General features: G+C 73.2%; 14 protein-coding genes. 5 read left to right on the top strand and 9 right to left on the bottom strand.

The features are described 5' to 3' along the window. Nucleotides 1–39 precede the first annotated feature (39 nt). The 3 genes from ACZ63E_RS36475 to ACZ63E_RS36465 form a co-directional block, all read right to left on the bottom strand. Nucleotides 40–789 carry an adenosylcobinamide-GDP ribazoletransferase gene (locus ACZ63E_RS36475; protein WP_465340819.1) on the bottom strand — a complete coding sequence of 250 codons (750 nt, stop codon included), beginning with the start codon at nucleotides 787–789 and terminating at the stop codon, nucleotides 40–42. Nucleotides 790–864: 75 nt separating this feature from the next. Further along, the gene (gene cobT, locus ACZ63E_RS36470) at nucleotides 865–1,878 is read right to left on the bottom strand and encodes a nicotinate-nucleotide--dimethylbenzimidazole phosphoribosyltransferase (protein ID WP_465340818.1); all 1,014 of its coding nucleotides are present in this window, start codon (nucleotides 1,876–1,878) and stop codon (nucleotides 865–867) included. A gap of 13 nt (nucleotides 1,879–1,891) precedes the next feature. Beyond that, nucleotides 1,892–2,494 (bottom strand): bifunctional adenosylcobinamide kinase/adenosylcobinamide-phosphate guanylyltransferase, encoded by a 603-nt coding sequence (locus tag ACZ63E_RS36465; RefSeq protein WP_465340817.1) that lies wholly within the window; start codon nucleotides 2,492–2,494, stop codon nucleotides 1,892–1,894. A 36-nt stretch (nucleotides 2,495–2,530) separates the two neighbouring features. Between ACZ63E_RS36465 and ACZ63E_RS36460 the strand changes: the two genes are divergently transcribed. Together ACZ63E_RS36460 and ACZ63E_RS36455 are read left to right on the top strand one after the other, a co-directional pair. Further along, nucleotides 2,531–3,463 (top strand): cobalamin biosynthesis protein, encoded by a 933-nt coding sequence (locus ACZ63E_RS36460; RefSeq protein ID WP_465340815.1) that lies wholly within the window; start codon nucleotides 2,531–2,533, stop codon nucleotides 3,461–3,463. Then, complete coding sequence (locus ACZ63E_RS36455) at nucleotides 3,460–4,941, top strand: cobyric acid synthase (protein ID WP_465340814.1); 1,482 nt, start codon at nucleotides 3,460–3,462, stop codon at nucleotides 4,939–4,941. The genes ACZ63E_RS36460 and ACZ63E_RS36455 overlap by 4 nt, the downstream gene beginning before the upstream one ends. Here the strand turns inward: ACZ63E_RS36455 and ACZ63E_RS36450 are convergent. Beyond that, the gene (locus ACZ63E_RS36450) at nucleotides 4,938–5,495 is read right to left on the bottom strand and encodes a TetR/AcrR family transcriptional regulator (protein WP_465340812.1); all 558 of its coding nucleotides are present in this window, start codon (nucleotides 5,493–5,495) and stop codon (nucleotides 4,938–4,940) included. The two genes, ACZ63E_RS36455 and ACZ63E_RS36450, sit on opposite strands and share 4 nt — an antisense overlap. An 85-nt stretch (nucleotides 5,496–5,580) precedes the next feature. Between ACZ63E_RS36450 and ACZ63E_RS36445 the strand changes: the two genes are divergently transcribed. Next, on the top strand, nucleotides 5,581–6,321 hold the full coding sequence (locus tag ACZ63E_RS36445) for an SDR family oxidoreductase (protein ID WP_465340811.1): 741 nt from the start codon (nucleotides 5,581–5,583) through the stop codon (nucleotides 6,319–6,321). A gap of 8 nt (nucleotides 6,322–6,329) precedes the next feature. Here the strand turns inward: ACZ63E_RS36445 and ACZ63E_RS36440 are convergent, their stop codons facing one another. The 3 genes from ACZ63E_RS36440 to ACZ63E_RS36430 all read right to left on the bottom strand — a co-directional run bounded on the left by ACZ63E_RS36440 (nucleotide 6,330) and on the right by ACZ63E_RS36430 (nucleotide 7,803). Then, a complete protein-coding gene (locus tag ACZ63E_RS36440) occupies nucleotides 6,330–6,626 on the bottom strand; it encodes a hypothetical protein (protein WP_465340809.1) in 297 nt (98 codons plus the stop codon). Nucleotides 6,627–6,819: 193 nt separating this feature from the next. Then, nucleotides 6,820–7,575: a CbtA family protein gene (locus tag ACZ63E_RS36435; protein ID WP_465340808.1), complete on the bottom strand. Its 756-nt coding sequence runs from the start codon at nucleotides 7,573–7,575 to the stop codon at nucleotides 6,820–6,822. 18 nt (nucleotides 7,576–7,593) lie between these two features. Next, nucleotides 7,594–7,803, bottom strand: coding sequence for a CbtB domain-containing protein (locus tag ACZ63E_RS36430; RefSeq protein WP_465303922.1), 210 nt, complete (start codon nucleotides 7,801–7,803; stop codon nucleotides 7,594–7,596). A 197-nt stretch (nucleotides 7,804–8,000) separates the two neighbouring features. Between ACZ63E_RS36430 and ACZ63E_RS36425 the strand changes: the two genes are divergently transcribed. Next, nucleotides 8,001–8,894 carry an ROK family protein gene (locus ACZ63E_RS36425; protein WP_465340941.1) on the top strand — a complete coding sequence of 298 codons (894 nt, stop codon included), beginning with the start codon at nucleotides 8,001–8,003 and terminating at the stop codon, nucleotides 8,892–8,894. A 48-nt stretch (nucleotides 8,895–8,942) separates the two neighbouring features. On the opposite strand, the gene ACZ63E_RS36420 is transcribed toward ACZ63E_RS36425, so the two are convergent. Next, nucleotides 8,943–10,340: a Dyp-type peroxidase gene (locus ACZ63E_RS36420; RefSeq protein ID WP_465340807.1), complete on the bottom strand. Its 1,398-nt coding sequence runs from the start codon at nucleotides 10,338–10,340 to the stop codon at nucleotides 8,943–8,945. A 192-nt stretch (nucleotides 10,341–10,532) separates the two neighbouring features. Continuing rightward, on the bottom strand, nucleotides 10,533–11,162 hold the full coding sequence (locus ACZ63E_RS36415) for an RICIN domain-containing protein (protein ID WP_465340805.1): 630 nt from the start codon (nucleotides 11,160–11,162) through the stop codon (nucleotides 10,533–10,535). 281 nt (nucleotides 11,163–11,443) lie between these two features. Between ACZ63E_RS36415 and ACZ63E_RS36410 the strand changes: the two genes are divergently transcribed. Continuing rightward, nucleotides 11,444–12,430: an ArsR/SmtB family transcription factor gene (locus tag ACZ63E_RS36410; RefSeq protein WP_465340803.1), complete on the top strand. Its 987-nt coding sequence runs from the start codon at nucleotides 11,444–11,446 to the stop codon at nucleotides 12,428–12,430. The last annotated feature ends 100 nt before the right edge of the window (nucleotides 12,431–12,530 follow it).

Below are 12,530 nucleotides of genomic sequence, written 5' to 3'. Positions count from 1 at the left end.
CCTCCTCGGCGTTTACCTGGTACACGCCGGGCCGGGGGCCTAGGTTGACAAGACCACCAGCGCGGCCGCGACCCCGGCTTCGACGCCCGCCCCAAGGACGTCGCCGGTGACTCCGCCGAGGCGTTTTGTGCAGCGCCAGAGGAGGGCTGCGGCGACGGCGTAGGCGAGGAGCACGGCCAGAGGGCCGCGCCACCACGGCAGCCCGGGGGCGAGCGTGCTCAGCCCGGCGGCCGCGATGGCGACGGCCGCGGCGGCGGTCCGGGGGACCGAACCCGCGACGGTGGCGCCGAGTCCCTCCGGCCGGGCCGACGGAACGCCGCGTGCGCAGGCCATCGAGAGGGTGCAGCGGCCGACGAGGATCGCCGTGACGACCACCGCGACGGGGTCCTCGGCGCCGGCCAGTGCGCCGACCTGGACGAGCAGGACGAAGACGAGCGTCGCGACCCCGGTCGGCCCGGAGTCGCCGCGGCGCATGACGTCGAGGGCCTTGGCCCGGTCGTAGGACGCGCCGAGGCCGTCGGCGGTGTCTGCGAGCCCGTCGAGGTGCAGGCCGCGGCTGCCGAGGGCGACCGCGCCGAGGGCCAGGGCGGCGGTGGCGAGGCCGGGCAGGTGAACGGCCTGCCCGGCGGCCACGACCAGCCCGGCCACGGCGGCGAGGGGGAGGGCGGCGAGCGGAGCGAGCAGCATGGCGCGACCGGCGACGGGCCGGTCGATGACGCGCGGAGGCGGGACGGGCACGGTGGTCAGCGTGCCGACGGCCATCCGCGCCGCGTCCGTCCAGCGGCTCATCCGGCGCTCACTCGGGGCGGGGCGAGCGTCGCGAATGGGTCATTGGCGACACCCGCCGAGAGGTAGCCCCGCCACTCACGCGAGATCCGCCAGCAGGCCCATCTCCGCCAGGATCGCCCGCGCCGCGCGCAACGTCGGGACCGCCTGGACCGCGCCGCTTCCCTCGCCCAGCCGCAAACCGAAGTCCAGGATCGGCTCCAGGCCGAGGCCCTTCAACGCGTACGCCTGCGACGGCTCCGTCGAGCGGTGCCCGGCCAGCCACCACCGCTCGGCCCCCGGTGCGATGTCGCGCGCCACCAGGGCGGCCGCGCCGGAGAACACGCCGTCCAGCAGGACCGGGGTGCTGCTGAGCGCCGCCTGGACCAGGAAGCCCGCCGTGGCCGCGACGCAGGCGCTGCCCAACGCCGTCAGGCGCTCGAACGGGTCCGACACCCGGCCCGAAGTCCGCGCCAGCGCCGCCGCGATCGCGGACGTCTTGCGAGCCAGGCCGGCATCGTCCACTCCCGTGCCCGTGCCGACCACCTCCGCCGCCGGCAGGCCCAGCGAAGCTGCGACCAGCGCCGCGCACATCGCCGTGTTGCCGATCCCCATGTCGCCCGGGATCAGGACGTCCGCGCCGGCTTCCTCAAGCGCGATCGCCCGGCCCGCTTCGAACGCCGCCTCGGCCTCGCCCGGCTCCAACGCGTCCTCGACGTCGATCGATCCCGAACCGCGGCGGATCTTGTGCGCCGTCACCGCGGCGGGCACGTCGGCGCCGTCCCAGTCGACGCCGAGGTCGGCCACCCGGACCTTCGCGCCGACCTGCGCGGCCAGCACGTTCACGCCGCTCTTCCCGGCCAGGAACACCTGCACCATCGCCGCGGTCACCTCGCGCGGGTACGCCGACAGCGCCGACACGCCGTGGTCGCCCGCGAAGACGACCACCCGGACGTCGTCGAGCGGGCGCGGCGGCACGCTCCCGTGCGCCGCGGCCAGCCAGGCGGCGATCTCCTCCAGCCTGCCGAGCGAGCCGAGCGGCTTGACCAGCCCGTCGAGCCGCTCCAGCGCGGCGGCGCGAGCGGCGGGGTCGGGCACGGGAACGTCGAACACGAGCGCCTCCTGGCTACAGGTCGAGCGCCCGGCCCGCGACGACCAGCACGACCCGGTCGGCGTCGGCGGACACCCGGTTGTTCAGTGCGCCCAGCACATCACGGAACAGCCGTCCGGACGACGTCGCGGGCACCACACCGCTGCCGACTTCGTTGCTGACCGCGACCACCGGCACCCGCGCCGCGGCCCACGCGGCGAGGAAGTCCTCGAGCCGGTCGTCCAGGCGGTGCTCCCAGCCGCGCTTCTGCTGCCACGCGCCGACGTCGTCGAGCACCCGCGAGAGCCACGTGCCGAGGCAGTCGATCAGCAGGGGTTCGGTCGCGGCGCGCAGGGTCCCGGCCAGGTCGGTGGTCTCGACGGTCTTCCAGTGCGCCGGCCGCCGCGCCTGGTGCGCGGCCACCCGGGCGGCCCATTCGGGATCGTCGTCGCTCGCCGGGAGGCCGGGCGCGACGTAGACGAGGTGCGGGTGGCGGGCGACGAGCCGCTCGGCGTGCCGCGACTTCCCCGAGCGGACGCCCCCGAGGACGAGCACCTTTCCTTCGTCGCGTCCGTACCGGCGGAGCGCTTTGGCCAGGTTCTCTAGGTACCCGGCTAGCCGGTGCGTCAGCTTGGTCATACCGGGCATTGTGGTGCACGCGCTAACGTGCGCGACGTGCCACTCCGTCTAGGGACAACCGCGGCCGGACTCGTGACCGGATATGTCGCCGACACCCTGTTCGGCGACCCCCGTCGGGGGCATCCGGTCGCCGTCTTCGGGACCGCCGCGGGCCGCCTCGAACGCCGCATGTGGGCGGATTCGAAGCCGCGCGGAGCGGCGTACGCGGGGTTGTGCGCCTTCAGCGCTGTCGGCCTCGGCGTCGCGCTTCAGGCCGCTACCCGGCGAAGTGCCTTCGCGCGCTTCGCGGCAACAGCGGTCTGTACGTGGGTAGTGCTCGGCGGACGCGGTCTCGCGGCCGAAGGAAGCGAAATGGCCAGGCTGCTCGAAGCGGGCGAAGTCCCCGAAGCGCGTCAGAGGCTTTCGCACCTCTGCGCACGCGACGCGACAATGCTCGACTCCGCCGAGCTCACCCGCGCGGCCACCGAGTCGATCGCGGAGAACACCTCGGACGCCGTGGTCGCGCCGCTGTTCTGGGGCGCGGTCGCCGGGCTGCCGGGCCTGCTCGGCTACCGCGCGCTGAACACGCTCGACGCGATGGTCGGCTACCGCTCCCCGCGCTACCGCCGCTTCGGCTGGGCCGCGGCGCGTGCCGACGACGTGGTGAACCTGGCGCCGTCCCGGATCGGGGGAGTGCTCACGGCGGTGTGCGCGCCCCTGGCGGGCGGCCGCACCCGCGGCGCCTGGCGGGTCTGGCGCCGCGACGGCGGCCGGCACCCGAGCCCCAACGCGGGCCAGGTCGAGGCGGCGTTCGCGGGCGCCCTGGACATCCGGCTCGGCGGGACGAACAGCTACGCCGGCGAGGTCGAGACCCGCGCCCGGCTGGGGGAGGGCCGCGACCCGGACCCGGTGGACCTCCGCCGGGCGGTGCGCCTGTCCCGGCTGGTCGGCGCGGCGGCGGTCGTGGTGGCCGCGGGGGCGGCCCGATGACCGGCCTGCTCGTCGCCGGGACGACGTCGGACGCCGGAAAAAGCCTGGTCACCGCCGGGATCTGCCGGTGGCTGGCCCGGCAGGGCGTCCGTGTCGCCCCCTTCAAGGCGCAGAACATGTCCAACAACTCCATGGTCTGCGCCGACGGCGCCGAGATCGGCCGGGCGCAGTGGCTGCAGGCCCGCGCCGCGCGGGTCGAGCCGGAAGCCGCCATGAACCCCGTGCTGCTCAAGCCCGGCAGCGACCGGCGCAGCCACGTCGTCGCGCTCGGGAAGCCCTTCGGCACCCTCGAAGCCGGCGAGTACGCCACCGGGCGGGCCGGCCTGGCCGAGATCGCCTTCGCCGCCTTCGAGGACCTCAGCGCCCGCTACGACGTCGTCGTCTGCGAAGGCGCCGGCAGCCCCGCCGAGATCAACCTCCGCGGCGGTGACTACGTCAACCTGGGCCTCGCGCGGCGCTTCGGGCTGCCGGTGCTGGTCGTCGGCGACATCGACCGCGGCGGGGTGCTGGCCGCGATGTTCGGCACGCTCGCCCTGCTCTCGGCCGAAGACCAGGCGCTCGTCGCGGGCTGGGTGGTCAACAAGTTCCGCGGGGACGTCGGGCTGCTGCGCCCCGGCCTGGACAGCCTCGAGAAGGTCACCGGCCGGCCCGTGCTGGGGGTGCTGCCGTGGCTCGACCGCGTGTGGATCGATTCCGAGGACGCGCTCGCCGCGGCGGGCTGGCGGCGGGAGGTCCACGGCGGTGGCCTGCACGTCGCCGTGGTGCGTTTTCCGCGGGCCTCCAACGCCACCGACGTCGACGCGCTCGCCGCCGAACCCGGCGTCAGCGTGACGCTCACCGCGGACCCGGACACCGTCGCCGCGGCGGACGTCGTGGTGCTGCCCGGGTCCCGGGCCACCGTGAACGACCTCGCCTGGCTGCGCGAACGCGGCCTCGACAGTGCGCTGGCGGCCCGGACCGCGGCCGGGAAGCCGGTGCTCGGCATCTGCGGCGGGTACCAGATGCTCGCCGAGTCCATTGTGGACGACGTCGAGTCCGGCGCGGGCGAGGTGCCGGGCCTGGGCCTGCTGCCCGCGCGGGTGACGTTCGCGGCGGAGAAGGTGCTGGCCCGGCCGAACGGCAGCTGGCGCGGCCACCCGGTGGCCGCCTACGAAATCCACCACGGCTCGGTGACGTCTCACGGGACAGGCGAGTCCTTTTTGGACGGCCTGACCGCCGGCCCGGTTTGGGGCACGATGTGGCACGGCGCGTTCGAGAACGACGCGTTCCGCCGCGCGTGGCTCACCGAAGCGGCGGCCCAGGCGGGTGTGGGCTGGACGCCGTCGCCGGGCGCTCCGGGCTTCGCCGACCTGCGCGAGGAGATGCTGGACAAGCTCGCCGACGCCGTCGGCGAGCACCTGGACACGGCGGCGCTGCTGACCCTGCTGGAGCAGGGCGCGCCGCGTGACCTGCCGTTCGTCCCGCCGGGCGCGCCCTAGCGGCGGATCCCGTCGACGATGACCGTCACGACCGTGGGCGCGCGGGTCTCCCACTCGGCTTCCGGGATCCGCGACAACGCGCCCAGGAGCAGGATGACGTCGGCGGCGTCGACGCCGTCCCGAATCTCGCCGGCGGCCTTTCCCTGGTCCAGCAGCATTTCGAGCGCTTCGTCGAGCCGGTGGTGGTGGTCGGCGTAGAGGTCGTGCCACGCCGACGCCTCGATCGCCGCCATGACCCCGCGCTTGACCCGCGCGTACTCGACGAGCCGTTGCATCCAGCGGGTCAGCGCCGCCAGCGGCGGGTGTTCGGCCAGCAGCGGCGCCACGGCGTCGACGAGCTGGGTGAGTTCGTGCCGGTAGACCTCGGCCAGCAGGTGCTCGCGGGTGGGGAAGTGCCGGTAGAGGGTGCCCTGGCCGACGCCCGCGGCCTTGGCGACCCGGTGCAGCTTGAGGTCGGCGGCCGCGCCGTTGGACTCGCTCAGTTCGGCGCGCGCGGCCTCGACGACCCGGTCGCGGTTGGCGACCGCGTCGGAGCGGCGTTCACGACCCGTCACGGAACCCTCCTCGCTAACTGGACAAGTGTCCGGTACGGTGGACGCTGTAAGCGGACAAGTGTCAGTTTAGCGGAAGGAACGTCCGATGAGCGGACTGGACAACAAGGTCGTGGCCATCACGGGGGCCAGCAGCGGGATCGGCGCGGCCACCGCCCGGGAGCTGGCCGCCCGGGGCGCGGCGGTCGTGCTGGGCGCCCGGCGCACCGACCGGCTCGACGAGCTGGCCCGGGAGATCCGGAGCGAGGGCGGCCGCGCGGAGACCCTGGCCGTCGACGTCACCGAGCGCGCCGACCTCGACCGGCTGGTGGCCCTGGCCGTCGAGCGGTTCGGCCGCCTCGACGTCCTGGTGGCCAACGCCGGGGTCGCCCGGACGGCGCCGGTCGGCGACCTCGACGTCGACGACTGGGACCACATGATCGACGTCAACCTGCGCGGAGTCCTGCACGGCATCGCCGCCGCGCTCCCGGTGTTCCGCGGCCAGGGCCGCGGGCACTTCGTCACGACGGTGTCGACGTCCGGCCTGAAGATCGTGCCGACGCAGGCCGTCTACGCGGGCACCAAGAACGCCGTGCGCACCCTGCTGGAGGCGCTGCGCCAGGAGTCCACCGACGGCGCGGTGCGCACCACCTCGGTCTCGCCGGGCTACGTGCGCACCGAGCTCCTCGACCACATCGACGACCCCGGGCAGCAGGCGGAGGCCCAGCAGGCCATGGCGATGCTGGGCATCGGCCCCGACGCCGTCGCGCGTGCCATCGCGTTCGCGATCGAGCAGCCCGACGACGTCGAAATCGGCGACATCACCATCCGGCCGACCCGGCAGGGCTGACCGGTGACTCAGCGGCGCGTGCGCTGCTGGAACCCGCACACGGCCGTGCGGTTCCCGGCGGCCCAGGCGTCCTCGTCCGGCACGTAGCCGATGAGCACCAGCTCCGGCGGGATCGTGGCCATCTCGTCGAAGGTGCTGCGCAGCCGGTCCTGGCAGCTGGTGAGCGCCGCGCTTTCGGCCTTCCGCGTCCCGGGGAACGTCACGGCGTCACGACCGGGACGCGTTGTAGCAGCCCCGAGCTGCAACGCGAGGAGCGACGTGTTCGACGTGCTCAGCCAGCCGGTGACCAGCAGGACCGCCGCCACCGGTAGCACGATCGCCCAGGCCGCGCGCCCAGCAGTGCCGTGATCCCGAGGAAGCCGATCACCCCGGTGACCAGCGACGCGACCGCGAAGCCGTTCCGCTTGACGGGCACGGCAGGTTCAGGCTCGGTCATGATTCCCCTCGGATCCCCTGCAAGCGATCCTCAAGGGACAAAAGCGGCCGGAACCCAACGATTCAGGCGGCGACCGTCGCCTTCTTCGTCAGCGCCTTCTCGGCGAAGGCGCCGAAGGTCAGGCCCAGCACCAGCCACAACGTCACCTGGGTGCCGATCGACGCCGTCCGGAAGCTCCACAGCGTCGACGCCGGGAACTCCGCCGGGACCTCGTCGACCACCGGCATCAGCCAGGCCACCACGCCGATCACGACGAGGTAGCCCGCCGCGGCCAGGAGGAAGCCGTTCCACGCGCCGAAGCGGTCTGCGAGCTTGCGGCCGAACACCGTCGCCAGGATGCCGACGAGCAGCGAGACGGCGACGAACCCGAAGTACAGCTCGGTGCGTGAGCCGATGGTGCCCGGCTGGCCCACCGCGGGCGGGTTGGCCGGGTACTTCAGGAACGGCACCAGGAACACCACGGCGAACGCGCCGGTGGTGAGCAGCAACGCCGTCACGCGGGGACGCAGGGCGCCGAGCCGGCCCTGGGCGAACGCGAAGGCGAGCGAGAGCAGGCCGCCGATCGCGACGCCGTAGACGAGGACACCGGTGAGCAGCCCGACGGTGCTCTGGATGTCCCGGGGGACGAGCTCCTCTTCGGGTTCCTCGGCGGGCGCGGGCGCCGCGCCGGCGTCGTGGGAATGTGCGTGGCCGCCGGACTCTTCGAGCCCGATGGCGGTGTTCACCGACGGCTCACCGAAGGCGTAGGCGAACCCGAACGCGAGCACACCGGCGATCAGGCCCGCGAGCATGCCGCGGACCAGCAAGGTCTTCATCATGGGAGTACGTGCCGCCGATCAGTGGCAGGGGAAGGCCAGCAGGTGCCGGCCGTCGTGCACGAACTCGTGGACGTACATGTTCGCGAAGACCGAGGTCGCGCCCTGTTCGGCGCTCACGAAGTACAGCGCGATCAGGGCGAGGAGCACCACGAACACCGCCCACGGCACGATCTCCCGGACGGGGATGCGGATCGGGAGCGGAACGGCGGTGGTAGCCGTCTGCGACATGGGCGGGGCCTCCTCGGGCTTTCGCGGCCTCATCGGGGTCTCCACGAGGGGATCCGGGTCTGGCTTCCCCCTTGCGGGGGTCACAGTGGCGCGACCGCGCGGACTTGCACCGCGTTCCGGAATCTCCTCGTCTGGGCCGGTTGAGCGTAGGTCCGCCGTTCGGGGCGCGTCAATGTGACAATGCCGCGGTGACTCGAATGGTGGCGGCCCTCGATGTGGGCGGTACGACGATCAAGGCGGCGCTGCTCGACGAGCAGCTGCAGCCGAAGGCGGCGCTGCGGGCGGAGACGGCGCGCAGCGCGGACGGGACGGCGCTGGCCGCGCAGGTCGCGGACATCGTGGCGGCGCTGTCGGAGCAGGCGGGCACCGGGATGCCCGCCGCCGTCGGCGTGGTGGTGCCCGGGATCGTGGACGAGGAGACCCGCGTCTGCCACTTCTCGGCCAACCTCGACTGGCGCGAGGTCCCCTTCGGCGAGCTGCTCGAGGGACGGCTGGGGCTGCCGGTGGCGTTCGGGCACGACGTCACCGCGGGTGGCATCGCCGAGTTCCGTGTCGGCGCCGGGCAGGGCGCGACCAACGCGGCGTTCATCCCGGTCGGCACCGGCATCGCGGCCGCGCTGTTGCTCGACGGCCGGATCCACCGCGCCCACGGGCAGGCCGGTGAGGTCGGGCACATCGACGTCGGCCACCCGGGCAAGTGCGGCTGCGGCGCGATCGGCTGCCTGGAAGCGATCTCGTCGGCGGCCGCGATCGCCCGCCGCTACACCGAGCGCACCGGCCGCGCGGCCGACGGCGCCCGCGAGGTCGTGGACCTGGCCCGCCGCGGCGACGAGGTCGCGGTGGCGGTGGTCCAGGACGCCCTCGACGGCCTCGGCCACGGCATCCGCACCCTGCTGACCCTGCTCGGCCCGGAGGTCGTCATCCTCGGCGGCGGCCTGTTCACGGCGGCCGACTACGTGCTCGAGCCGGTGCGCGAGTGGCTGGCGGCACACCTGACGTTCCAGCGGATGCCGGAGCTGCGCATCGCGAAGCTCGGCGACGAGGCCGGTCGGCTCGGCGCCGGGTTGCTGGCCTTCGACCTCCTCGATTGAGCTTCGTGAAGGCCACCGTGAGGACCTCGCGGTGGCCTTCACGAAGCGTCAGAGAGCTCGCAGGAAGGCCAACGACGGCATGAAGAAGTACTCGCCGCCGCGCACGGTCACCGACTGCGGCACCGGCTCGGCCGTGCGCTGCGCCGAACCGCCCCATTCGACGGTGTAGTCCGACGTGCCGCGCTCGCCCTGGCCGATCACCGGGTCGAGGCCCGGCGTGACACCCTCGACGAACGGGAAGCCCGGGTTGTTCGCCCACGCCGCCTGAGTGAACTCGAACTGGTTGCCCAGCACCGAGTTGAACGCCATGAACAGCAGCCCGACCCCGCCACTGGGCCGCGCCGACGGCGGCACGTCGGCGTTCGGGTCGTCCGGGCGTTCGCCGTAGGTGACACCGCGGCGGGCCATCAGGTGCAGGCGCTCCTCGGGCAGCTGCTCGCGGCCGCCGGAGCCGCGCGGGTTCGTCTTGCGGATGTGCGCCTGGTACGGGCACTTCAGCGCGCCGAGGTCGCTGTCGTAGGTGAAGTTGTTCGACACCGGGCTTTCCGCGCCGTCCTCGCGTTGCGTCGTCAGCGGCGTGCCGTCCTCGAACCGGCCGATGATCATCGCCCCGGCGCGCTCCCGGTCGTCGCCGGTCAGGCCGAGTGTGTCGGCCAGATCCGCTTCCGCCTGCTTGAACCGCCGCACGTTCTGTTCGAGCTTCCGGAAAACGAAGTAACTGCCGAAATGGACGCCCGGATCCGGCGCCGCGGTGTCCGGCACCAGCACCTGGGAAAGGGGCGCCGACGGGTTCCACACGTTGATGCCGTCGGTGTTGTTCTTTTCCGCGTCGACGTCTTCGGCGAGGAACAACGGCTGGCTGCGGCCGTCGACGTACCCGAAGTGCTCGATTCCCTCACCCCGCGCGTTGACCCGGCCGAGGCCGGTTTCCTCGGCCAGCACCGTGACGGAGTCCGGCAGCAACCCGAGGATTTCGTTGCGCCGCGCGGTCATCGCCTTGTCGGTGGCGTCCCCGACCAGCACGACGGCGTGGATTTCGGTGCGGTAGCCGGGATCGAACGTCGAGCGCGGCGGGTCCCCGAGCCGCTGCCGCGTCACCGGGTTCGCCATCCCGCGCAGGAACGCCTCGTCCTGCGGGAAGTTCTCGACCCCGAGGGCGCGGTAGCCGGCCGCGGTGAGCCCGGCCCCGACGTACGGCGTGCCCGCGGCGCCACCGGTCTTGAACACGCCGACCTCGGCGAGGTGGTCCTGGGCGGACTTCATCTTCCCGGTGAGCGAGACGAGGAAGGCCCGCGCCTCGGCGGCGTCCCCGAAAGCGAGGAACAGCGCGGAAAGGTGGTCGCGGACGTGGGCCTTGAGGATGTTCGGCTGCAGCTCGCCGAGCATCGTCGCGGCGTCACCGGTCGCGGTGGTCCAGTTCAGCGTGGTGGACAGATCAACACTCATTTTCGGGTCCCCTCCCGTGTAAAACCCGCCTTGCGGCGCCCCTGGTCCCAGAATGCAGGCGCGCGAGGAGCGCGTGCCACCCTGCCGGCCGATTCACACGAAAGATTAAGTTGAATGCTGAATTGCCCCGGAAACGGAACGGGCCCCGCCCGGCAGTCGCCGGACGGGGCCCACGCCCCCGCGTCTAACGGATCAGAACCACCACTGGGACTTGCCACCCGCGATGAAGTCCCACAGCTGCAGCCGCGTGCCGTTGCCGCCCACCGAACCCTCGGCGGTCAGGTGCCGCGGGCTGGCCGGGGTCTGGATCCGCAGGTAGCCCTCGGGGATCTCGGTGAGGGTCCACCACTGGTTCTTGCCGCCGGCCAGGAAGTCCCACAGCTGGACCTTGGTGCCGTTCTTGCCGATCGAGTTCAGGTCGGCGTCGAGGTACCGGCCGCTCTGGTAGTTCTGGAACCGGAAGTAGCCCTCCGGGTTCTGGGTGAGCCAGAACGCCTGGTTCGGCGCGGTGTCGTTGCAGTCCCACAGCTGCATCTTCGTGCCGTTGGCGTTGATCGTGTTCAGGTCGGCGTCCCAGCAACGGCCGAAGGCGGCCGACTCCAGGATGTAGGGACCCGGGTCGATCGGGTCGGCGGCGGCGGTCCGGTTGGTGGAGCGCTGCTTCGCCTGCCCGGCGACCTTCGACGGGCGCAGCTTGAGCTCGCCGATCGACGTGATCTTCACATCCCCCTTGCCGTCGGCCGGCGCCGCACCGGCCTGCGGCACGGCGACCAGGCCCAGCAGGCCCGCCGCCGCGGCGACCGTCACCATCAGTCGCTTCATCTTCGTCATCGTTCCCCTTTTCGGCATCAACGGTGTACCTGAAGACGAAGGAAAAGGGCAGGCCGCAGCCGGCCCCGGGCCCGGACGGACCCGGCGCTCGGTCGTGCCGGCGAATCCCCCTCGTCGAGACCGCGAACCCCCGAAAGCGGTCTCTGAAGCCATCATTCAGTGCCGGTCCGTCCCCGTCGAGAAGATTTCCCGGAGGGGCAAAAACGCACGTCAGACGTGTAACGGAACGTGATCTCGGGCCGATGGAGGGGCAGGAGACCCGGGGGGCCCGCGTGCGCATCGAGCTGACGTTGCAGGACCTCGTCCGCGTCGGGCTCGCGGCCGCCGCCGACCCGATGGCGGAGCTCGCCGCGAGCCTGCAGGTCCTGCAGCGCCGCGACGGCGGGCGGAACGCGGCTTCGTCGGCGTTCAACCGCTGGCGGTACCGCGTGTGGCAGGGCCTGCCGGAGTCGGCGTCGGTGCTGATGTGGCTCTGCCGCCCGGACGCGCCGGTCCCGGAGTTCCTGCTGCCCGCCGCGGGGCGCTACGACCTGGAGTCCGGGCTCGCGGCGGTGCTGAAGACGGAACCGGTGAGCCTCAAGACCGCGCTGCGCACCGCGCCGGCCGACCGCGACCTGCCGGCGTGGGCGGCCGCGCTCGCCGACGGCGACCCCGCGGGCCTCCCGCGACTGGTCCAGGCCATGCAGGACTACCACGACCTCGCGCTCGCCCCGGGCTGGGACGTGGTGTGCGCCCAGGTGGACGCCGACCTCGGCATGCGCACGCAACTGCTGCTCCACGGCGGCGTCGACGCGCTCCTGACCGGCCTGCGCCCGAAGGTCCGCTGGGCGGCGCCGGTCCTGGAGACCGACGACCGGGTGGCCGAGACGCTGCCTTCGGAGGGCACGGGCCTGCTGCTGGTGCCGGCGTACTTCTCGGTGTGCCCGGCCCTGATCCCCGCCGCGCCGGGCGGGACGCCGCGGTTGCACTACCCGTGCGTTCGCCAGGCCGCGCACTCGGCGGGGATCGACCGCGCGACCCGGAAGTCACCGGGCAACGCGCTGGCGGACCTCCTGGGCCCGACCCGCGCGGCGGCGCTGACGATCCTGGCGGTGGGGTGTTCGACGTCCGAGCTGGCGGCCCGGCTGGGGGTGACGCCGTCGGCGGTCAGCAAGCACACGACGGTGCTGCGGCGCGCGGGGCTGATCATCACGCACCGGGAGCGGAACACGGTGCTGCACTCGCTGACGCCGCTGGGAAGCGCTCTCCTGGACACCTGAGGTGGAGCAGCGGGGGGGGGGGGGGGGGGGGGGGGGGGGGGGGGGGGGGGGGGGGGGTGGGGGGGGGGAGGGGGGGGGGGGTGGGGGGGGGAGGGGAGAG

The sequence above is a fragment of the Amycolatopsis sp. NPDC104819 genome (genome assembly GCF_055583145.1).
This window is presented reverse-complemented; position numbering and strand designations above follow the sequence as displayed.